The organism is Dyella humi, from assembly GCF_044904605.1.
Taxonomy (GTDB): domain Bacteria; phylum Pseudomonadota; class Gammaproteobacteria; order Xanthomonadales; family Rhodanobacteraceae; genus Dyella_B; species Dyella_B humi.
This window is the reverse complement of record NZ_JADIKI010000021.1, coordinates 31,392-53,236: the sequence shown is the minus strand read 5'-3', so window position 1 is coordinate 53,236 and position 21,845 is coordinate 31,392. Positions and strand designations below refer to the sequence as shown.

The 21,845-nt window shown below is 58.5% G+C and carries 19 protein-coding genes; 6 read left to right on the top strand and 13 right to left on the bottom strand.

Annotated elements, in window-relative coordinates; all coding sequences use genetic code 11:
* Positions 1–69: 69 nt before the first annotated feature.
* From ISP18_RS01120 to ISP18_RS01110, 3 genes are read right to left on the bottom strand one after another with little or no spacing between them, the layout of a single operon-like run.
* Positions 70–474, bottom strand: a complete 405-nt coding sequence (locus ISP18_RS01120; protein ID WP_380016179.1) for a cupin domain-containing protein — start codon at positions 472–474, stop codon at positions 70–72.
* 20 nt (positions 475–494) lie between these two features.
* Positions 495–1,514 (bottom strand): alpha/beta fold hydrolase, encoded by a 1,020-nt coding sequence (locus ISP18_RS01115; RefSeq protein ID WP_380016177.1) that lies wholly within the window; start codon positions 1,512–1,514, stop codon positions 495–497.
* Between the two features lie 38 nt (positions 1,515–1,552).
* Entirely contained in the window at positions 1,553–1,960 is a 408-nt protein-coding gene (locus tag ISP18_RS01110) for an organic hydroperoxide resistance protein (protein WP_380016175.1), read from the bottom strand.
* A gap of 395 nt (positions 1,961–2,355) precedes the next feature.
* Between ISP18_RS01110 and ISP18_RS01105 the strand changes: the two genes are divergently transcribed.
* Genes ISP18_RS01105 through ISP18_RS01095 form a run of 3 tightly spaced genes read left to right on the top strand, consistent with a single transcriptional unit; the run spans position 2,356 to position 4,918 of the window.
* On the top strand, positions 2,356–2,829 hold the full coding sequence (locus ISP18_RS01105; protein WP_380016173.1) for a redoxin family protein: 474 nt from the start codon (positions 2,356–2,358) through the stop codon (positions 2,827–2,829).
* A 29-nt stretch (positions 2,830–2,858) separates the two neighbouring features.
* Positions 2,859–3,599 (top strand): response regulator, encoded by a 741-nt coding sequence (locus ISP18_RS01100; RefSeq protein WP_380016171.1) that lies wholly within the window; start codon positions 2,859–2,861, stop codon positions 3,597–3,599.
* A gap of 5 nt (positions 3,600–3,604) precedes the next feature.
* Positions 3,605–4,918, top strand: a complete 1,314-nt coding sequence (locus ISP18_RS01095) for a sensor histidine kinase (protein ID WP_380016169.1) — start codon at positions 3,605–3,607, stop codon at positions 4,916–4,918.
* 34 nt (positions 4,919–4,952) lie between these two features.
* On the opposite strand, the gene ISP18_RS01090 is transcribed toward ISP18_RS01095, so the two are convergent.
* From ISP18_RS01090 to ISP18_RS01065, 6 genes are all read right to left on the bottom strand, one after another.
* On the bottom strand, positions 4,953–5,501 hold the full coding sequence (locus ISP18_RS01090) for a hypothetical protein (RefSeq protein WP_380016167.1): 549 nt from the start codon (positions 5,499–5,501) through the stop codon (positions 4,953–4,955).
* Between the two features lie 371 nt (positions 5,502–5,872).
* Positions 5,873–7,588, bottom strand: coding sequence for a right-handed parallel beta-helix repeat-containing protein (locus ISP18_RS01085; protein WP_380017594.1), 1,716 nt, complete (start codon positions 7,586–7,588; stop codon positions 5,873–5,875).
* Between the two features lie 92 nt (positions 7,589–7,680).
* Complete coding sequence (locus tag ISP18_RS01080) at positions 7,681–8,334, bottom strand: glutathione S-transferase family protein (RefSeq protein WP_380016165.1); 654 nt, start codon at positions 8,332–8,334, stop codon at positions 7,681–7,683.
* Between the two features lie 168 nt (positions 8,335–8,502).
* A complete protein-coding gene (locus ISP18_RS01075) occupies positions 8,503–9,930 on the bottom strand; it encodes a DHA2 family efflux MFS transporter permease subunit (RefSeq protein WP_380016163.1) in 1,428 nt (475 codons plus the stop codon).
* Positions 9,931–9,936: 6 nt separating this feature from the next.
* Positions 9,937–10,263, bottom strand: coding sequence for a hypothetical protein (locus tag ISP18_RS01070; protein ID WP_380016161.1), 327 nt, complete (start codon positions 10,261–10,263; stop codon positions 9,937–9,939).
* A gap of 103 nt (positions 10,264–10,366) precedes the next feature.
* Positions 10,367–10,810, bottom strand: coding sequence for a MarR family winged helix-turn-helix transcriptional regulator (locus tag ISP18_RS01065; protein WP_380016159.1), 444 nt, complete (start codon positions 10,808–10,810; stop codon positions 10,367–10,369).
* 316 nt (positions 10,811–11,126) lie between these two features.
* Between ISP18_RS01065 and ISP18_RS01060 the strand changes: the two genes are divergently transcribed.
* On the top strand, positions 11,127–11,831 hold the full coding sequence (locus ISP18_RS01060) for an SDR family oxidoreductase (protein WP_380016157.1): 705 nt from the start codon (positions 11,127–11,129) through the stop codon (positions 11,829–11,831).
* 106 nt (positions 11,832–11,937) lie between these two features.
* Here ISP18_RS01060 and ISP18_RS01055 read toward each other — a convergent pair whose 3' ends face one another.
* Both ISP18_RS01055 and ISP18_RS01050 read right to left on the bottom strand, forming a co-directional pair.
* On the bottom strand, positions 11,938–14,373 hold the full coding sequence (locus tag ISP18_RS01055; protein WP_380016155.1) for a glycoside hydrolase family 95 protein: 2,436 nt from the start codon (positions 14,371–14,373) through the stop codon (positions 11,938–11,940).
* Between the two features lie 21 nt (positions 14,374–14,394).
* Positions 14,395–15,363 carry an SGNH/GDSL hydrolase family protein gene (locus ISP18_RS01050; protein ID WP_404559235.1) on the bottom strand — a complete coding sequence of 323 codons (969 nt, stop codon included), beginning with the start codon at positions 15,361–15,363 and terminating at the stop codon, positions 14,395–14,397.
* Positions 15,364–15,992: 629 nt separating this feature from the next.
* On the opposite strand from ISP18_RS01050, the gene ISP18_RS01045 reads away from it, so the two are divergent.
* Together ISP18_RS01045 and ISP18_RS01040 are read left to right on the top strand one after the other, a co-directional pair.
* Positions 15,993–18,242, top strand: a complete 2,250-nt coding sequence (locus ISP18_RS01045) for an alpha-galactosidase D (RefSeq protein WP_380016151.1) — start codon at positions 15,993–15,995, stop codon at positions 18,240–18,242.
* Between the two features lie 239 nt (positions 18,243–18,481).
* Positions 18,482–19,921, top strand: a complete 1,440-nt coding sequence (locus ISP18_RS01040) for a sugar porter family MFS transporter (protein ID WP_380016149.1) — start codon at positions 18,482–18,484, stop codon at positions 19,919–19,921.
* Positions 19,922–20,137: 216 nt separating this feature from the next.
* Here the strand turns inward: ISP18_RS01040 and ISP18_RS01035 are convergent, their stop codons facing one another.
* Both ISP18_RS01035 and ISP18_RS01030 read right to left on the bottom strand, forming a co-directional pair.
* Positions 20,138–20,914 (bottom strand): SDR family oxidoreductase, encoded by a 777-nt coding sequence (locus ISP18_RS01035; RefSeq protein ID WP_380016147.1) that lies wholly within the window; start codon positions 20,912–20,914, stop codon positions 20,138–20,140.
* Positions 20,898–21,842, bottom strand: a complete 945-nt coding sequence (locus tag ISP18_RS01030; RefSeq protein WP_380016145.1) for an aldose 1-epimerase — start codon at positions 21,840–21,842, stop codon at positions 20,898–20,900. Before ISP18_RS01030 ends, ISP18_RS01035 begins: the two co-directional genes overlap by 17 nt.
* Positions 21,843–21,845 lie beyond the last annotated feature (3 nt).

Sequence of the window (21,845 nt, the reverse complement as noted above, 5' to 3'; positions counted from 1 at the left end):
GGACAGAGGCTCGACACTAATCAAGTCGTTTTATGTGAGATGTGATGAACTGGAGCGCTCGAAGAGGGTTCACTTCACCAATTCCACAAGTGGCTTCCCGATAGGAACAATGTACGTCCCAAGCTCTGCCGCATTGGTTTGCCCGACATTCGTTGCGCTATGGACGATACCCGTCGGAACAAACAGGACATCGCCAGCCTTGAGCATTACCGGTGGCTTGCCTTCGAGGCGATACTCCAAGGTGCCTTCGATGACGTAGATGATTTCCTCGCCGGGATGCTTGTGATTGGGAGCGGTCTTTCCAGGATCGATGTCGACACGCAGTTGGACTTCCTCGTAACCCGGAATGCTGAGGTTGTGGCGGGACAATTCCTTGCGATGCGTTCCTTGCAGTTGCTGCGCATGTCCCCTATCAGGTGCCAGTACGCTTACGATGGATAGTAGGGTTGCAGCCCCAATGATTGACGCTTTCATGTGATGCTCCTCGCTCGTTATCAAAGGTGATCGGCATCGATCACGGCTTGAGTGAACGCCTTCGGTGCTTCTTCTGGCAGGTTGTGGCCGATACCACCGGTAATCAGACGGAACTGGTACTTGCCTGCGAACTTCTTGGCATACGCCTCTGGCTGCGGATGCGGTGCGCCATTGGCGTCTCCTTCCAAGGCGATGGTTGGCACTGTGACAGCGGGGAATTGAGCCAACCGCTTTTCCAGGGCTTCATACTTCGTTTCGCCCTTGGCCAAGTCTAACCGCCAGCGATAATTGTGGACCGCGATGGCAACCTGATCCGGATTGTCCAGCGCGGCTGCGCTGCGTTCGAAGGTGGCGTCGTCAAAGTTCCACTTCGGCGAAGCGGTCTGCCAAATCAACTTGGCAAAGTCGTGACGGTATTTGTCGTAGCCGATGCGACCGCGCTCGGTGGCGAAGTAATACTGATACCACCACTGCAGCTCCGCCTTGGGCGGCAGCGGCGTTTTACCGGATTCCTGGCTGCCGATGAGGTAGCCGCTCACCGTCACTAACGCTTTCACCCGCTCCGGCCACAGGGTTGCGACGATGTCCGCCGAGCGCGCACCCCAGTCGAAGCCGCCAAGCACTGCATGGTTGATGTGGAGCGCATCCATGAAGTCGATAACATCCTGAGCCAGTGCGACGGGCTCGCCGTTGCGCAGGGTGCTATCAGACAGGAAGCGCGTGTCACCGTAGCCACGCGCATAGGGGACAAGCACCCGATAGCCTTTCGCCGCCAGCGCGGGTGCGACCTCTTCATAGCTGTGGATGTCGTAGGGCCAGCCATGCAGAAGGATCACCACGGGGCCATCAGCCGGACCCGTCTCTGCATAGGCGACATCCAGCACGCCGGCGTGGACATGTTTCAGTGGGCCCCAAGGATCTTGCGATGCGGCGAGTGATTTGGACGGCTGAGCCGACGAGTCTTCGGCATGTGCGAACGAAGCAAAACTGGCAAGGCTGAGGGCAAAGGCGGCGGCGAGTGCTAAGTGCGTGCGCTTCATGGTGATCTCCTGGAATGCGTGCGTGATGAGGAAGGGACTTAAAGCGCGGTGACGACGGCTTTGATGTTTCCGCGCGTCGCCTTCGAATACGGGCAGAGCTGATGAGCGCGATCGACGATGGATTGGGCAAGGGCGTGCTCGAGTCCCGGCAGGCTTACGTTGAGACGTGCCTGGAGGAAGAAACCCTCCTCGGCGTCGTTGCCCAGGTCGACCTCAGCGGCGACCGAGACGTCCGCCGGCAACGCGATGCCTTTTTCCTTGGCTGCATGTGCCATCGCGCCAATAAAGCAAGCGGACCAGCCCGCAGCGAACAACTGTTCCGGATTGGTGCCGGCGCCGTTGGAGCCGGGGATCGAGAGCTTGATGTCGAGATGATTGTCGTCGCTGCGTGACTGGCCGTTGCGGCCGCCGGTGGTGAAGGTCTTGCCGGTGTAGAGGATGGACATGATCGGTTTCCTTATGGGTTGAATGGCCGCCCCGAGTAGGTAGCGAGGCGTTGGCCGATGTGCATAGGAAACCGCGACGACGTATCCCGGTTGTGTCCGGGCAAGCGCCAAAAGGCATCGAAATGTGTAGCGGACGGGCTCTGATACGTTTCGATACAAAGCTCACCGACCGGGGCCGGCCTGCCTCGGGATCCGTTTGTACAAACAGATACAAAAAGCCATCGGAGCGGACACGTTCGGGATAAATCCGGGGCGCCCAATACGCGTCATGGCGGCGCGTTGGCACTGCCATTTATCCACTGCAGGGCAGACCACCCGTGACATCACTCCGCATTGCCGCTGCCTTAGCCACCCTGAGCGCGGTCCTGATTACTTTCTGGCCAAACGCTTGGACCATGACCAGCACCGAGGAGTCCGGCGGCGGCACCCCGGCGCCCGATTTCATCGGTGCCGATCGCTGGTTCAACTCGGCACCACTGACCATCGATAGCCTTCGCGGCAAGGTGGTGCTGGTGGAGTTCTGGACGCGGGAATGCATCAATTGCATCCATGTACTGCCGCACACCAAGGCGCTTTACGACACGTACGCCAGCAAGGGGCTCGTGGTCGTCGGCGTGCACACGCCCGAGTACGATGAAGAGCACGACCTGGCCTCTGTGCGGGAAGCGATTGGCCAATATCAGATCACTTGGCCGGTGGCAGTGGATAATAATTATCGCATCTGGAATGCCTACGGAAATCGTTACTGGCCAGCCATCTACCTCATCGACCAGCACGGTCATGTGGTTTATCACCACGTCGGCGAGGGAAACTATGACGACGTCGAGCAGCGCATTCGGCAGTTGCTGGACAAACCGCAGAGCGCGTAACGGCAACACAACCTTGAGGACGCACGAATATGGACCACATCGACAACATCCTCGTCGTCGATGACGATCGCGACATACGCACTGGGGTCGTGGACTACCTTCGAAAGAACGGCTTGCGCGCCAGCGCTGCCGTCGATGGCCGCGACATGTTCGCACAACTGGATTCCTCGGCGTTCGACCTCGTCGTGCTGGACATCATGATGCCCGGCGATGACGGCCTGGTGCTTTGCCGCACCTTGCGCAGTGGCAAACATCGCGCGCTGCCGATACTGCTACTGACTGCGCGCGACGACGAAACCGATCGCATCATCGGCCTGGAGATGGGGGCGGACGACTACGTGGTAAAGCCGTTCTCGCCGCGCGAACTGCTCGCACGCATCAAAGCGGTGATTCGTCGTACGCGTATGCTGCCGCCGAATCTGCGCATTACGGAAGCCGCCGAGATTCTGTCGTTCGGACGTTGGCGCCTGGATACCGCGGCACGCCATCTGCTGGACAATGAAGGCACCATCGTGCCGCTGAGCGGCGCGGAGTTTCGATTGTTACGCGTATTCCTGGATCATCCGCAGCGCGTGCTTTCGCGGGACCAGTTGCTCAACCTGACGCAGGGCAGGGATGCGGAGCTTTTCGATCGTTCCATTGATCTTTTGGTGAGCCGCCTGCGCACTCGTCTTGAAGACAACTCCAAGGATCAGTCGTACATCAAGACCGTACGCAGCGAAGGTTATGTGTTCAGCATGCCGATCACCGTGCATGGGGATGACACGTGAGTCGCATGGCATTCATCACACAGAGGCGTTGGTTGCCGCGCAGCATGGCTTCGCGCGTTTACCTGATCATCTTCGTCGGTTTGATGGTGGCGCAGGGGCTTTCTTTCGCTCTAATGTTCTATGAGCGCTACGAAAGTGCCACCGCGACTATGCTCAACACGGTCGAGCACGAAGTGAGCACCTCGGTTGCCGTGTTGGACCGCCTCCCCGCAGCCGAACGCGCCAATTGGCTGGGCCGCCTGCAGCGCGACAACTACCGTTTCCTGCTCGGGCACGGTCAGCCAGGTATGCCGCTGACAACCGATCGCGCGCGCGAAGTTACGCACCGGATCGAGAAAGAGGTCGGCTCTGATTATCACGTACAGGCTGACACGATCTCGGCGAATCCCGAGCTCTATCAAGTGCATTTCACCTTGCACGATGGTTCGCCGCTCACACTAGAAATCACGCCACGAGGCGTACCACCGATCGCGCAATGGCTGCCGATCGTGTTGCCCTTGCAACTGCTTCTGCTGCTCGTGTGCACCTGGCTGGCAGTGCGATTGGTCGTACGCCCCCTGGCGCAACTGGCGCAGGCCGCGGAAGCCATGACGCCGATGGCGGACGGTCCACAAATGAGCGAAGCAGGCCCCATCGAAGTAGCTCACGCTGCGATCGCCTTCAACACGATGCAGGAACGCATCGCCGGCCACCTCAAGGAGCGCTTGCACATCCTTGCCTCGATCTCGCATGACTTGCAGACACCCATCACACGCATGCGTCTTCGCGCGGAGTCCTTGGAAGAAGGCGAAGGGCGCGAGAAGATTCTCAGCGATTTGCATGAGATGGAGCACCTGGTGCGCGAAGGTGTCACCTACGCACGCAGCGCGCATGGTGGCGCCGAGACGCCGGTGCGCATGGACGTGAAGGCCTTCCTGGAAAGCCTCGTATTCGACTACCAGGACATCGGCAAAGCTGTCACGTTATCGGAGTCCATCAGCGGCGTGGCCGTGGTCCGTCAGCAGGCGCTGCGGCGCGTGCTAGGCAACTTGATCGACAACGCCATCAAATATGGCGGCGCTGCCGAAGTCAGTGCCTGGCGCAACGAGGAAGGCTCACTATGCATGGCCGTGTGCGATCGCGGACTAGGCATTCCCGAAGATCAGTTGAGCCAGGTTCTGCAACCGTTCTACCGATTGGAAGGTTCGCGCAACCGTGACACAGGCGGTGCGGGCTTGGGCCTGGCCATTGCTATGCAATTGACGCGCGCCATTGGCGGCAGCCTTCAACTTTCCAATCGACAGGGAGGTGGCCTTGCGGTGATCGTTACTTTGCCTTGAAGCTGCCGAACAGACGCCACACTGAGAGCTACGTTCAAAGAAACTTGGCAAATGTGTCGATCGGGCGAGCCTTCAATGCGTCCAAGTCCCAGGCGAGCAGACCCGCGATGGCCAACGTGTCAGCATTGATGAGTCGACGATGGGCTGAGAACAGGCGCAGCAATCTGTTCTGCCATAGAGACTGAGCTTGGAGTTCGAACGTGATCGCTGCCGCTGCCAGACGGGTGAGGTCGGCGGTCAGGTCAAGACTAATCGCTGCGCGCGCGATCGCCGTCAATCGGTCGTGCGACACCAACTGCTTCACACGCTTTTCGATGGAAAAAGACTTCGAGTCACGAAGATCCCCCGGCCCGAGCACCGTGTGATAGAGCAGGGCACAGAGAACGCGTTCCACACGCCGTGCCAAACGTTGCTCAGGTGGCTCTTTTTCTACCGCATTCGCTTCGATGGCGTGCACTTGAGCGCCCACTGATCGGTAGGGACGAGCGCCCGCTCCCCGTGGCTTGCTCTCGACGGAGCGAAGCGGGATCACGTTGCTCGGAGCGTTGCGCTCCGATTCGATCAGGAAATTAGTGGTCGTCATAGCCCTTTTCATGCATTGGGCGTGCCAAGCGCCCTTGAAAAAGCTATCGGCCATCAATCAGGTCACTTGAATACGGACTCGCGTCACGGGCCATCCAAGCCGCACAGGTCCAGGCCCTTCCATGGGGCTCGGCGCTTGGGATTTGACGCTGCCGTCGGTGCTGATGGCAGCAGCCCGCGCGGTTTCCAACGTGCGCGGGTGACGAACATTTGTTCGGCGCGCTATGACAGATTTGGGCACAAACCGTACAAACAGGCGCCCTTATGGGCGATATGAACATGAACAGGCGCCGGCCTCACCCCGCAGGAAAGGCTAAAGGCCGGCAGAAAAAGCCGCATGGGTCGCCTCGACGATCCATGCGGCCTTGCACGCTACCTCATCGGAGACACGATGTTGTTCGACTGTGTGACATATTTCGCCGTGTCGGCGACCTCAATGTCGCGCGGGGTCGTACCCTTTGTGAAGATCGACTCGTCATGCGCGTAAAACCACTCGTCACCGTTATAGTTGATGGTGTTGTTGGCAATCGTCACGTAGCTCGTGTCGGCAGAAAAGTCCACGCCGAACAGGTAGTTCTGACTCAGCGTGCTGTCGGTGATGTTCACATTTTTAGGGCCACCGGTGTATACGCCAAAGCCCTTGTTGTTCTCGGCCGTGACTTTGTGAAGGGACAGGGCGTCCACGTTGTGGTGAACCTCAAGGCCATTGCCGTCGTTGTCCGATAGGGTTGTGTTCTCCAGGCGCACCTGCGAGGCCCAGCCTTGCGCTCGCGGCTCGATGTCAATGCCCGACTGCGGCGCCGTGCCATGGGTGCCGGTGAAGCTGCTGTTCACCACATACACGCGATTGGCAGGCGTGATCGACATGCCTTGGCGCCGATTGTTCTCGGCCTTGACGCGATTCAGCGTCACATTGGTCGCCTCCACCATACCCTTGCCCGAGGTGAGTGCGCCGATTAGCAGACCGTCGCCCCAGCAGTCCTTCACGGTGATGTCATGGACGTAGACCTTGTCGGAAGACGAGATGTTGATGCCGTAGCCCCATTCGCCGCCGGTGGTGTCACGATGGCTGTAGCGCTCACCGATGACGCCGCCGCCTACAATCTCGACGTTGTTGACGTTCCAAACCTTCACCACCCAGTAGCGCCTCGCGTTGTTTCCGATCGCTTTGAGGGCCGCTCCACTTGCCAGCGACAGGCGGGTGTGTGAGCGCAAGCTGATGCCTTCGAGAGCATTAATCATGTATGTGCCGTTAGGTACATCAATCGTGCCGCCGCTAGATGGCAATGCGTCGACAGCGGCTTGAATTGCCTTGGTGTCGTCCGTGGAGCCATTACCCATGGCGCCGAAATGGCGGACGTTGACTACGGCGGAACCGATCGATATGTCGGGTGTCTGAGTCCACCAGTTGGTTGCGAAAGCAGGCAGAGCCACGGCTGATAGTGCAAGCGACGCTGCGGATGCCAAAACTTTGCGATTGAATTTGTGTCGAATGAATACGCCCGAGTACGGGAAGAAAAAATCCTTTGCGCCTTTCAACGCAGACCTGTTTTTCACGTCTGAAATCGCCTCTCTGTGTGAATAGCACGGAGAAGGTGCGTCATTCGCACGTGAAAATGCAAATGTGAAAATTTGGGCTGGGTTCAAGTTTGTCAAAATAACGGAATTCGCATGTTGTTTTTTGTAACCTGAACCGCGGTAGCGGGGATTCAGTCGAAATATGATGTACAAATAGACGTCTATACGTCTATTTGTATAGAAAATATATCGGCTGTCGGCGTCATGTGATCGGCATTGAAGCGGTGCGCCGTCACTCTCTCTCCATTGTTTACGGGAGAGGGGTTTGGCGGGGTCGAATGCCTCGCGACGTTGGAGCAAGCTTGCACGCCAGACGCGAAAACGGCGCTGGCATTTTTTATTTGTTGCTACGCAACCAACTTGGATGGCAGATTTTGCCGTTTGCAGTTGCGCGTGCGGCAGCAATCGCACGCCGCAACCTTTGCAGGTGATGCGCATCGCCGCCGTGGGCATACAGGTCCGCGGCGGCGACGCCGATGCCAACGCTGCCGTTGCACCATCCAAGCGCATCGACAACAGCGGTTTTCTCTAGGTGTTGTTCGGCGTGCGCAGCCAGCGCCAGATCTCATAAGTGAAACAAGGATAGGGATGCGCCTCTGAGCTCAGGCGGCGACCGGAGTGTTGCGCAGGTAACCTGCTGCCTGGTCGCGCAGGGCAGCCTGCAGTGCCGGCCGCGCCTCGCAACGCTTGAGGTAGTCATCGAGCGGTGTGAACTCCGCCACCAGATCTGTATGCCGCACGAACCTCAGCACGGTCGCCATCAGGATATCGGCCGCCGTGAAGCGCCCAAGCAAGTACTCACGGCCTTCGAGCCAAGCAGACAGTGCAGCCAACCGAGCCTTCGCTTCGTCCACCGCGCCGGGACGGCGCAGCCTCGTCCAAGCCTCGTCGCCGTGTAGTCGATCAATCACGAAGAGATTCCAGAGCGGCGGCTCAACGGTGTTGAGCGCGGCGAACATCCAGGCGAGCGTCTCGGTGCGGAGGTCTTGCGGCATGAGCACTTCGCACTGCTCAGCGATGGCATGAACGATGGCACCTGATTCGATCAGGGTTTCGCCGTCGGTATCGAGTGCGGGCACCACTCCAAAAGGATGCTTGCGCCGATAGCCCTCGGAGTTCCGCTCATCGGCGTCGATCCACCTGCTCTCGTAAGCAAGCCCCGCCTCCTCAAGCGCCCAGCGCACGCGCAGATCGCGCACCAGACCCTGGGCAAAGGGTGGTACCCAGCTGAAGCCCCACACAGCTATATTTTTCATGCCGTTTCTCCTCGTGTCGTGCCGTTACCGGTCGTCTCCGGTGCTTGGCGATCGCGAGATAGACTGCCGCCGGGTGCTCTAAAGGTGGGAGTAACAAGCTTGGCGAGATTCGGAGATGTTTCCTGGGTGGCAGAGTGAGCCGGTTCCGATGGACTCGCTGATCGCCGCTTACGCGGCTGATTTTTCAACCACTTCATTCATGGAGCGAGGAAGTCGCCATGCGACAACAGCGGTGGCCACGTGCAAGATACAGAGCAATAGAAACGCCCATGCGTAGGCAGTCAGCGATGACGCATGCGTCGTGGGCTGCGTAGCCATGCGCCATCCCAGAAACGTTGCGCAGAGCGTGGTGAAGGTGGGTCCCCCGAGGCGCTGGACGATATTGAGGGAAGTGGTCGCCATGGGTAGCTCGTGCCGGCTAACTGACGCATACGCGACGGATATGGAGGGAATGCCTACTGCGCTCTGACCCACGCCGCGAATGAACAACGCAACAGCTAGCACCAAGAAATTGAGTTCGTGGTTGGCCATATAAAAGATTGGCAACGTGCCGACCAATGCCAACCATGCGCCGCCGGCGGAAACGTTTCGAATCCCGAATCGGCTGGTCAAGGTGCCCATCCATGGATAGGTACACAACATTCCTAAGCCTAATGGCGCCAGCAGCCAACCCATCTCTCCCGGAGAGCGGCCGCAATCACGGATCAAATAGATCGGAATCAGCATCTGACCGGCAAACATCGCACCATTCGACAAAAACTGCGTCACGGCAGAAACCGGAAATACCTTGCCTTTGAAGAGCCGAAGGTCAACCAGCGCCTCGTCACCTTTGCGATTTGCGGTCCATAAAAACAAGCCGAGCAGAACGATGGAAACCAGCATTGCGGCCTGACCCATCGGTGCTCCGATGCGATCCGATCCATAAAGAAAGATCGCCAAGCCAGGCGAAAGCAACGCCAGACCGACCCAATCCAGTTTGCGCGGCCTGAGCTGTTGGCGATCGTGAGGTAGAAAGATAACGGCCAGTACCAGCGCTAGCACGCCAACCGGAAAGTTCACCAAAAACAGCCAGCGCCAGGACGCGTGCTGCAGGATTATGCCCGCGATGACCGGCCCCAGGATCGGCGCGAGCAGCACGGGTACGGCGGCATAGCCGATCACGCGCGCCATATGTCTCCCGGCTGCGCGCGCCATCATCATCTGAGCCATCGGCGCCAACAATCCGCCGCTGATGCCTTGAAGGACGCGAAACCCGATCAAAGATTGCGGCGACCACGCCAGTCCGCACAACGCAGAGGAAAGGGTGAACGCAGCGAAGCACCACAAATACACGGCCTTCGCACCGATGCGGTCCACCAACCAGCTGTTCATCGGCAACGCCAGCGTCAGCGCCAACAGATAGCCGCTGGTGACCCACTGAATGGTCGAAAGGTCGGTGTGCAACTCGATGGCAAGACTAGAGAGAGATACATTGGCGATGGTTGCGTCGAGCTGCGCGAGGAACGAACCCAGCACGACGACGGCGGTGATTTTCCAGATCGATGAATCGAGCTTATCTGTTGTATCGAGCGCTTCCGAGTTAAGTTCGGAACTCATGAGTATTCAGCCCTGAAGATTGCCGCCGTTGAAGCGACCAAATTGCTTTGCGGCCACCAGACTGATCAATAACGCGCCCAGGGCTAGTGAAATCATCGATGGTGCATCACGCATATCGAACTGGCCGACGCACAAAATCAGCAGGTAGGCGGCGACGAAATTCACGAAGCTCCAGACAACGTTGATAGTCGACGATGACAGCCCTTGGCCAGGCGGATGCGCGAATGGCGATTGGAACGGACGCCCCATCGTGCCGCTGACAAAGTGCGGGATGGCATTGGCTAGAAAAACGCCGCCGAAGAAATAGGAAAGATCGTGAAGCCCGTTCACCATGATGTAATCCTCTTTGTGCGGAAGCGTGAGGGTGCAGACTGACGCAACGCGCCTTCATGCTGTTGACGCGCTGTTGAGATGAGTCGATTTGGCCGGCTTGTCGTTAAGACTCGCTCAGTCGTTTGATAAGCGGAATGGCATCGATAAGCGTTCGTAGCTCGGCAGGCTCCAGCGTCGCCATCGCAGCAAGCAACCATTCGCGCTTGGCGATGCCGCGCTTGCGTCTTACTTCGGCGCCTTCGGCCGTCAGCGCAAAAAGAATCTGTCGCCCATCGGTGGGGTGCGGTTCCCGCCCAACCAACCCTTCTTGTTCCAAGCTGGCAAGAATGGCTCCCATCGACTGCGGTTTCATCGATTCGGCGCGCGCGAGATCGGCCGTCGTCATGGCGCCATGCCGATCCAGCCGTGCAAGGGCACTCGCCTGCGAAAGATTGAGTTCGTCCGAACTCATCTCCGAACGCAAGCGGCGTAGCAGTTGACCAACGGCGGCCGTAAGTTCGCTGACGGCTGCCTCCATCGAGGCGTTAGGGCGTGGAGATTTGACCATGTGCCTAGCCTACAATTCATCAGTTTAACTTGCAAGTTAAACTGATGAATTGGATATGGCGCCTTGCAAGTCCCACTTGGTGCAGTGCGTTGGAAAGATTTGGAGAGTCCGACTTGGTGGCAGTCGGAACCGAGAGCGCCACCGCCTAGGTCTCACAGTGGTTCTGATCCTTAAGAAGTTTTTAGGCTTTCATAGCCAAGGCGCTGCCGCAGCCGCGGTGTTGCAAAGTCCAGGAATGCCCGCAGCTTCAACGGCACATGGCGCTGTCTGGGATAACCATCGACTGAGCCTGTCTCCTCCAACCTTGGAGTTTCTTATGAAAATTGAGAACGCTACTGTCCTTGTCACCGGAGCCAATCGCGGGCTCGGTCTGGCATTCACACACGAACTGCTCGCCCGCGGCGCCCGCAAGGTCTACGCCGGCGCACGCGACCCTGCCACCATCACGCAATCCGGTGTTCAGCCCCTGCGGCTCGACGTCACCAACCCAGCCGACGTGGCGGCCGCCGCAGAGGTAGCGTCAGATGTGACGCTTGTTATCAACAACGCCGGCATCGCTCAGCCCGGAGGCTTTCTTACATCGGACAGCGAAGACGTCACGCGACGCATCTTTGAGACCAACTTTTTCGCCATGTTGCGCATGAGCAAAGCCTTTGCGCCGACTCTCAAGGCCAACGGCGGCGGCGCGTTGCTCAATGTGTTGTCGGTGGTCTCGTGGGTGAACAGCGGTGCGATGGCCGCCTACGCGGCGAGCAAGTCTGCTGCGTGGTCGCTCACCAATGCCTTGCGCAACGAGCTGGCGGCGCAGAAGACGCAAGTGCTGGCATTGCACATGGGCTTCGTCGATACCGATCTCGCACGTGGGTTCGATGCTCCGAAATCCGGTGCTGAGGAGATCGTCAAGCGCGCGCTCGACGGACTCGAATCGGGCCTGGATGAGGTGCTGGCCGATGAGCGCACTCTGCAAGTGAAGCAAGGTTTGACGGCGGCCAGACCCAGCTACCTACCGCAGATTTCCTGAAAACGGCATTCGATTGCCAGGGCCACTCTCTGCCGACAACACGTTTTCGAACAATCTGTGCCTGCCGAGAAACCCTTATGCTTTTCGAACCTCTCATCAGGACAGGCTAATCAGAACCCGGAGTAATCGTTATGGATTGCCCAGATTGCAGCGAAATGGCCCGCGAATGCTTACCGAACTTCAGTTGAGTCCGGGTGCCGCCAATACTGCGTACCGTAACGCCCGTGATCTCACCATCCCGCCAACGCATGTCCACCACGAAGCCGTTGCGTGCGCCGATGCCGGTGATTTCACCGCTTGCTGCCCAGGCTTTCGGCAGGGCAGGGAGCAGCTCTATCGAGCCTGGCCGGGAATACAGCAGCATTTCCAGCATGGCCGTCGGTGTTCCGAAGTTGGCGTCGATCTGGAATATGCCAGAATCAGACGTCATTTGATAAATATCGAACAGGTTCATGGCGGTGCCATTGCCGCGAATCCGCCAAGGCGCAAGATTGTTGAGTATCAGTTGGTAGGCACGTTCGGCATGCTTCAGGCGTGCCCAGCATATCGCCCGCCATGCACAAGCCCAGCCATAGCTGGTCATGCCGCGTGCGTCGAGCAGGCGGGTGACGCCATCAATCAAGGATGCCGGGCTGTTGTCTAAGGTGATGCGGTCTCCCGGAAAGAATCCGATCAGTGGTGATAGATGGCGATGTCTGGTCTCTCCCAGGTTCTTCGGTGACATCCATTCTTCCAGCCAACCGTTTTCACTGCTGACCTGGGGCAGATAAAGCTTTGCCTGCAAGCTGCCAATGACCGAACTGTAGTGCGCGTCCATGCCGAGGATGGCGGCCGCTTGCCGATAATTGTTGAACAGGTCCCACACTAACTCCTGGGAATAGGTAATGCCCTTTGCATTCTTGGGGCCTTGTTCGGGCGACCAGTCGCTGTCGTCAATCAACACCTCACGCTCCAATCCGCTGGTGGGATCGGTGACGCGCAGCGTTAGCAAGCGTGCTTCCCAGAACTTGCACGCGCCCTTGAGCAAGGGATAGATGCGCACGAGGTAATCGTGTTGAAGCGTGTATTGGTAGTGTTGCCAGAGACTATTGCATAGCCAGGCACTGCCGGCGGGATGCCACCACCAGCCATTGCCGCCGAAAATATTGGTGGAAATGGCTACCGTCCATCCGGCCAGTTTGCCGGAGCTGTTGCGGAAACCGTTTCTTGGGTCATTGAAATGCTGCTGGGTTATCGTGGTCCAGGATTCATGCTGCGACAGACAGTAGTTCGCCAGTGCATCGAAGCAGGCAGGCAGTCCTGCGCGATCCGGCAGCCAGTAGTTCATCTGTAGATTGACATCAGTGTGATAGTCGCTCATCCAGTCGGGCGCGTTGTCGCTGAGCCACAACCCCTGCAAGGTAGTAGGCAACCTGTCGCGCGATCCGGCGATCGTCAGGTAGCGCCCGAACTGCAGATACGCCGCTTCCAACTCAGGGTCTGCGGCGGCATCGGTTTTTGCGCGTGCTTGCAGGCGCGTCCATGTATCCCATCCGCGTTGTTCCGGTGTCGATGCACCGAGATTGACCTGCATGGTGTCATACAGCGCGGCGTAGTCGGCAATGTGGGTTTGCAGCAGAACATCCGCGCTCAGCTGAGCCGCCGCCTCGAGCTTCTGCCTCACCAGCGTCAGCGGATCAAGGGAATGATCCAGGTAGCCTTTCGCCACATCCGGGGTGTAATTGGTGCCGCCACAGCACAGAATGGTCAGCGCATCGCAGCCGGCAAAGCGTAGCGTGCCGTTCTCGACCGATACTGAGCCGGACCGGTTGACGACTTTTACGCTAGCTGCATATTTCAAACCGTTATTGAGTGCACCGCTGAAATGACTGCTTGCTGTTTGTTGCGAAAACTGGGTGGTTTCCCCGTGTGTTCCCTGCAAGGCGATAGCACCCGACCAGGTGCCGCCACCACTCTGTGAGAGATGCACGACGATGACATCGTCCGGATGGCTGGCAAATATCTCGCGCCGATAGTGGATACCGTCCTTGCGATAGGAAATCCGCACATAGCCATTGGCGAGATCCAATTCCCGCCGGTAGTCGGTAATGCCCGACAGCTCATGACCACTCACTTCAAGGTAAAGCTTGGCAAGCATGGTAAAGCTGCCGAAATCCTTCACCTCGTAACTGAATTGCCCATCAGCATCGAGGGCATTGTTCGGTCCACCGAGCCACATGGAGTTATCGGTTAGATACAGAAAATCCCTTGCAGGATCGCCGCCAATAAGGCATCCCATGCGCCCGTTGCCGATCGGTGTCGCTTCCTGGATGACATTCGATTCGGAAGCGGGTGCGGCGTACCACAGCGTGGGGCCGTGCAGCGAAGGTGCGCGTGTCTTTCGTGGATTTTGTACAGGGGCGGTCGTGGCACTGAATCCGGGCGCGCTCAACAAAGGCAGCAACGCCGCCATCGTGCCGGTCATCTTAAGGAAGCGGCGGCGTGCTGCATGCTCAAGGTCATCATGATCATTTTTCGCGCCAGGACCCTGTAATTTTTTCATCGCCAATTTTCTCTCTCGGCACTATTTTGTGAGCAGCTGCAGGTCGATGGCGTTCGCCATGGCCTGCATGCCTGCCGCGTTCGGGTGGAGGTGATCGCCCGAGTCGTAGCTCGGGCGCAAAGATGTGGGATGGGCGGGATCACGCATCGCCTGATCGAAGTCAACAACACCGTCGAAGGCGCCACTAGTACGAATCCACTGATTGCAGGCTTGCCGAATGGCTTCGCGCGACTCGGTGTAATAGCTGGCGCTGCTGTTCGGCAACAAGGTTCCGCCGATGATCCGGACGCGGGCATCGTGCGCCTGCTTGATGAGATGCTTATAGCCGCCGATCAAATCCTGCGCGGTCAGCGGTGCGCCACTGGGACCTGCATCGTTACCGATATCGTTGATGCCCTCCATCAGGATCACGGTCTTCACACCTGGAAGGTCAAGTGCATCATGCGCGAATCGTTTGATTGCGCTGAATCCTTGCCAGATGTTGGGTGCATCCGTCAGCACCCGATTCCCGCCGAGGCCGGCATCAACGACTGCGATAGGGTGACGGCTGTCGGCAAGCCGCCGAGCCAAGTCATCGGGCCAGCGCGCGTAGGCGCCTTTAGGTGTGTTGTAGCCGTCGGTGATGGAATCGCCGAAAGCAACGATGGTGCTGTGGTTGCTGGCAAGAACGTCCACGCCAGACAGGTAATACCAGGACGTGGTTGTCCGGGTATAGCGGCCGCCATCGATATCGTTCGTGTGATCGCCAGTGCCCGCGTCAGATAGGTAGGTCGTGTCGAATGCGTCGGAGTGCCAAGTGGCAGAGCTGGTTTTATTTGGCAAATAAAGACTGATCAGCAAATTCTGTCCGGCTTTGACTTGCATCGGTATCGGGTCGCTGAAAGCCTCCGTGCCCGCGGCCAGAATGAAGCTTGTGGCGCGAGAAACCGTCACCGTGTGTAACGAACCAGCAGCAGCCGTTGCGCCATCGGCCTGATAAGTAATGCTCACGCGGCCTACACGTAACGGCGTAGTGCTGCGTAGATTAGATAAGTGAATGCGCACGGATGACCCACTCAGACTCGGATGCACGATCATTCGAATCGTCTGGTCGTTGAAAGCGGGGCCGCCGATGGTCACGCTCGGCGCCCAAATGGTTACCCGACCGGGTAAGGGCGGTTTCTCCGCTAGCACGGCGCAGAAGCCGGAGGCTGCCGTTAACGCGATTGTCGTCAGCAATCGTGTCCCATGCTTAGTCATCAACAGCCGGGTCGCCGTGCGAGGGATTACGCCCACAGTTTCACTCGTCCATGCTTGACAGGGTGGATGACACAGGTCTACGTTATATTATATGACTAATACGCATGTCTAGGCGTATACCGTCATTTCAGCGGGTGTGCTGGGGAGGGCGCAACGGCGCCTCAGTCCATTCGACGTAGTCAGCGTGATGTTCAAAAACTGCGGCTATTGCTGTTCGATATCGAGAAGGTGAGGGGCTTGTCGAAGCGGCTGACGTCAGCAACTCGCAAGCCGTTGTTCCATGCGCTAGTGAAGGCCGCAGCTGTCTGCTCGGATTTGTTGGGTTTGTTTGCTCGATGGATCAGGGCGTCCTCCATACATCGAAGGGAACGTCGACAGTTATGAATACCTCTGTATTTAACGGCGATGCGCATTCACGATTCCATGACACAGCAACAGGCCAACGCTTATTGGCGCGGACGCTGAAATCGCTCTTGTCACGCGGCGCTCTAGCGTGTGGGTTGCTCGGGCTGGCGACAAGCGCTGGCGCACAGGTTAACGGTGTCGCCCAGAGACCTTATCTTGGCTGGAGCAGCTTTAGTCAGCAGACGCTCGATGCCAACTTTCTTACCCAAGCCAATGTCACCTCACAATCCGATGCGCTGGCTAGCTCAGGGCTGCAGGTGCACGGCTTCAACTACATCAATATGGACTCAGGTTGGCACGGTGGCTTCGACGCGAACGGCAGGCCGATTCCCGATCCCACGTTGTTTCCGGATATTAAGTCGCTGATCGATCACATTCATAAGAACGGTCAGAAGGCAGGCATTTATTGGATCCCAGGTGTCGAAGAACCCGCCGTTGCGGCCAATTCCCCGATCCTTGGCACGTCGTATCACATCCAGGACATTCTCACCGTGCCGTACACGGCGGGGAATGCTTTCGGCTCGCCGGGAACGTCGCCTTATCACTACAAGATCGATTTCACCAAGCCTGGCGCACAAGCCTATATCGATTCCGTGGTCGCACTGTTCGCTTCGTGGGGTGTCGACTTCATCAAGCTCGATGCCGTGACACCGGGTTCGTATAACGACAATCTCAATATCGACAACCAGGATGACGTGGCTGCGTGGTCCAAAGCCATCGCGAACAGCGGCCGCCCGATCTGGCTGACGATTTCATGGGAAATCGATCAGGATTACCTCGGCACATGGCAGCAGTTTTCCAATGCACGCCGCATCGACGATGACGTTGAATGCGAAGGCCGTTGCGCAACGCTTACGGATTGGCCACGTATCTACAAACGCTTCCGGGATCTGCCGGGCTGGGAGAATGCGACCGGCCCTACGCTGGGCTGGAATGACATGGACTCGCTCGATATCGGAGATGGCAAACTGGATGGCCTGTCTCACGCCGAGAAACGCTCCGCCATCACCCTGTGGGCCATGGCGAACGCGCCCATCTACCTGGGTGGCGATCTGACGAAGATCGATGCTTTCGGCAAGCAACTGGCGACGGCCGATGAAGTGCTTGCTGTCGATCAATCCGGCAAACCGGCCAAGCAGGTACTTGGCGGAGATCTACCGATATGGCTGACCGATCTCGGTGATGGCAACTACTACGTCGCCGTATTCAATATGAATGCGACGCCGGCTGATGTGAGGTTGCCGTGGCGGGAGATCGGGCTTGATGGCGTACGACAGGTGCGCGACCTGTGGGCGCAGACGGATCTTGGTCCGTCACCTGGCGCATTTTCGACGGCGCTGGATGGACATGGCGTGCGTCTGCTGAAAGTCTCGACGCGGATCGGCCATACGCCGCCCGTACCTTCCACCAGCTACGAAGCCACCTCGGCGACGTTGGCGGGCACCGCATCAATCGCCGACTGCCCAAGTTGTTCCGATGGCAAAAAGGTGGGTAGCCTCGGCCTTGGTACCGGCAACACCGTAACGTTCCAGAATGTCTATGTGCGCCGCGCAGGTGTGTACCTCATGCAGGTCGACTCGATGACCTTCGCCTTGCGTTCCTATCTGTATACGATCAATGGCGGCCCCTACCAGACCCTCAATTTCGGTGGTGGTAGTTTTCTTATTCCTTCCAGCACAACGCTGCCGGTTTGTCTGCAGGCGGGATACAACAGCATCCAATTCGGCAACCCCACGAGCTATGCGCCTGACCTGGATCGCATCGTGATCAGCGGGCAGGGTGATGCCGTGCTGCCGACCGCCACCACTTACGAAGCCGAGCAAGCCACGTTGAGCGGCACGGTAACAGCGGGTTTCAGCAACTATGCCTCGGGCCTTTCCAAAGCCGGCAACATCGGGAATGGTCCGGCCAACACCGTGACTTTCTCTAACGTCACCGTTCCAAAAGCAGGGACATATCAGCTTGAAATCGACTATGCGACGAGCGGCACGCGCACGCTCGTTGTCACTATCAATAACGCTGCGCCGGTTTCATTGAACCTGGATGGAAGTACCTTTGATGACCCGAGGCCAACGTTGCTTCGCGTTCAACTGAAGGCCGGATCAAATACCATCCAGATGGGCAATCCCAACGGCTACGCGCCTGATCTTGATCGTATCGTGGTGGCACCGCTGATTACCTCGGACTCGCTCTCTGGTATGACGACACGGACGTGTCCCCGATAGTAGGCCCTGAACTTGAGGCACTAGCGTGGCGTTGTGTTGCCCGACGTCATTCCGGCGAAGGCCGGAATCCAGTTAAGAATGACGTGCGAAGCACACGACACAAAGGTTTTGCGTGCTTCGCACCTCGTATTCAAACTGGATTCCGGCCTTCGCCGGAATGACGTCGGGCAAGACGCTGCCTTTCGGCGAATTTTAAGTTCGGCATTACCAACAAGCCTCAGTACCCAAAGGAATTGCTCGTGCAGATAGCGGATGGCGCACCCGGCGACACACGTGTCGTGCATGCCGACAGCGGCCTCTATATATGGTTGATCTGCATGGTCGCAGCACTCGGCGGTCTGCTTTTCGGTTACGACTGGGTCGTCATCGGTGGCGCCAAACTTTTCTACGAGACTTATTTCGGCGTCCACAATCCAGTAATGTCCGGCTGGTTGATGAGTGCAGCTCTGGTAGGTTGCATCGTGGGAGCCGCGTTAGCAGGCATGCTTGCCGATCGCTTTGGCCGGCGCGCCATACTCATCGTGTCGGCGGCCTTGTTCCTGATATGCGCATTCGGCACCGCATGGGCCAACGGCACCGGCATCTTTGCAACGTTCCGCATTATCGGTGGACTGGGTATCGGCCTGGCCTCTAGCATCTCGCCGCTGTACATCGCCGAAGTCAGCCCCGCGGCACATCGGGGACGCTTCGTGGCGATCAATCAGTTCACCATCGTTGTCGGTGTGTTGTTGGCACAGTCGGTGAACCTGTGGATCGCGCGGCCGGTACCGCCGGAAGTAGACACACATGCGCTGCTGCAATCGTGGAACGTACAGCATGGGTGGCGTTGGATGTTCTTGAGCGGCGGTGTGCCAGCGGCGCTGTTCTTCGTGCTCGCGATGGTGATACCCGAATCGCCACGATGGCTAAGCCGGCGAGGGCGTCACGATATGGCGGAGCAGGTGCTGACGAAGATCGGCGGCGAAGCTTATGCACGTGCTTCGCTGGCAGCGATTCGCACGGTGCAGGAAGCCACTTCTGCCGTTGGCGCAACCTGGCGTGATCTGCTCAGCCGGCGCGTACGCCCGATCGTTGTGATCGGCGTGACGCTGGCCGTGTTCCAACAATGGTGCGGGATAAACGTTATCTTCAACTATGCGCAGGACATCTTCGCGTCGGCGGGATTCGACATCAATGAAGGGCTCAGGTCGATTGTCGCCACCGGCTCGGTCAATCTGCTGTTTACGTTGCTGGCACTGGCGCTGGTGGATCGTTGGGGACGGCGCAAGCTGATGCTGATCGGCGCAGGCGGTCTGTTTGCGGTCTATCTGCTGATTGGTGGCGCGTATGCGCTGCACGTGCTTGGCCTGCCGGTATTGCTGCTGGTGCTCGCGGCGATTGCGATCTACGCCACGACGTTGGCGCCGGTCACCTGGGTGCTGCTGTCGGAAATCTTCCCGGACCGTATCCGCGCGCAAGCTGTCGCCTTGAGCGTGTTCTGGCTTTGGACCGCATGCTTCGTGCTCACCTACACCTTCCCTTGGCTCAATACACACCTTGGGCCGGCGGGCAGTTTCTGGTTGTACGGTTTGATCTGCGGTGCGGGTTTTCTGTTTGTGCTGCGGCGTGTTCCGGAGACTGCCGGCGTGTCGCTTGAAGTATTGGAAGCGCATCTTGAAGGCCATGCAGGTGTGCACTGAGCGAGATGCTTGCAAAACTCCCTTCCGTGCTTGCAGGGGGCTGAGGCTGAGGTATCCCCACGTTTTCCCTTGCATGTGTATATACCGCTATGCCGTCATTGCCGCGGAAGCGGGAATCCATCTTCGCTCTTGCATCAGGGCAAATGGATTCCCGCTTTCGCGGGAATGACGGCCCGGTAATTTGAAAGATCACGCTCAGCGCGGACTGCCTGAACCTCAAGCGTGATAAAGCTGACTACGACCACCATCGATCAACAAATCCGTCGCGTTAATAAAACGCGCCTCGTCGCTAGCCAAAAATAGGGCGGCATAAGCCACTTCTTCGGGTGTGCCGATGCGTTTGCAGGGCAGAAGCTCAGCCTGCCTGCTGCGTTCGGCTTCGGGGTCCGGGCATGACTGGAAATAGCGTTCGGTCGCCGGCGTCAGGATCAGTCCCGGCGAAATCGAGTTCACGCGAATACCGCGAGCAGCGTATTCCAGCCCCAGCGCGCGAGTGAGTCCGATGAGGCCATGTTTGGCGACGGGGTAGGGGAAACTGCCCGGAATGATCTTGTGCCCATGCACGGATGCAATGTTCACGATATGCCCGTAGCCTGCCTCGAGCATCGACGGCAGTACCGCACGCGCACAATGCCAGGCACCTTGCAGGTTGACGCCGAGGTTGCGCTGCCAATCCACGTCGCTCAACGTCAGCGGATCGCGAAAGACATTGATGCCGGCGCCGTTGATCAGGATATCAATGCGACCGAGTGCTTCCATGGCCTGCGTTACGGCGTGCTGCACCTCATCGTCATTCGACACGTCTGCTTGCACGGCGATGGCATGGTGGCCTGAGTTTACGATCCGGCGCGCCAACGCATCGGCGGCGGCAGCGTCCACGTCCAGCAGCGCCAGCGATGCGCCTTCGCGCGCGAAAAGCTCGGCGATCGCGCTGCCGATGCCACTGGCGGCACCCGTGATCAACGCGGTTTTGTTCTCAAGCCGTGGGTTCACGTGGGCCTCCTCTTCCGATGTCTTCCACGCGGAAGACAAAATGCCGACATAGGCACTCGCCGGGTGCCAGCGCTGTCATGCCATGCGCCAGTGGCCCACCGGGCAAGTGCACGGCATCAATCGGATGGTCAACCGGTTCGAAGCAAAAGAAATCTGCATCGTGCGGTGTGTAGAGCAGGAACGCGTCGACATCCGCCACAACGTGCAAGCGCAGTCCTTGCTGGGGCCAATGCACCGTGGCTTTGCCTGGCCAGGACAGGAAGCAGTGATTGAGCACTTCGTTTGGCAATACCTTCGGTTGTCGAAAGTCCCAGTCGGAGGGCACTGGCACGTTCTCCAACGGCAATGGCGAAAGGCCGTCGTTCTGCCAGACGCGGGCGGCGGGCGCGTGCAAGGTAACGCCGTCGTGCAGTGCGATGAATGGATGCAGGCCAAGCCCGAACGGCAGCGCCGCGTCGCCAGTATTAGTCACGCACAGTTCGATTTCTAGCGAGTCCCCGCGCAATGCGTAAGTGAGCATGGCGCGGTAGCTGTAGGCATCCGGTGCTCGCTCGTCCAGCACCAGTTGTACTTCGTTGGCGGTATGCGACTGCGTTGTCCACGCGCGGCGCCAGCCGCTACCGTGGATGGGATACGGCTCGCCAGGACAGTTGGGCGACAATGCCACCGATGTGCCGGCAAAATCGAATCCTCCGCACGAAATGCGGTTGCTCCATGGCACGAGGGGATAACAGGCGAGGCGGTTGGGATCGAACGCTGCGCTGTTATCCGCGAGCGCTGGTCTATACGGGCGCAGCAAGGGGAAGGCGACGTCTCGTCCAAGCCATTCGAAGCGGCCCAGGCCACCCCCTTGCGCCGGCAGCACCTGCACGCGCAAATGCGTGTTCTCGAGCCAGCAACTCTCTTCCTCGGTCATAGGCTGGCGCATCGG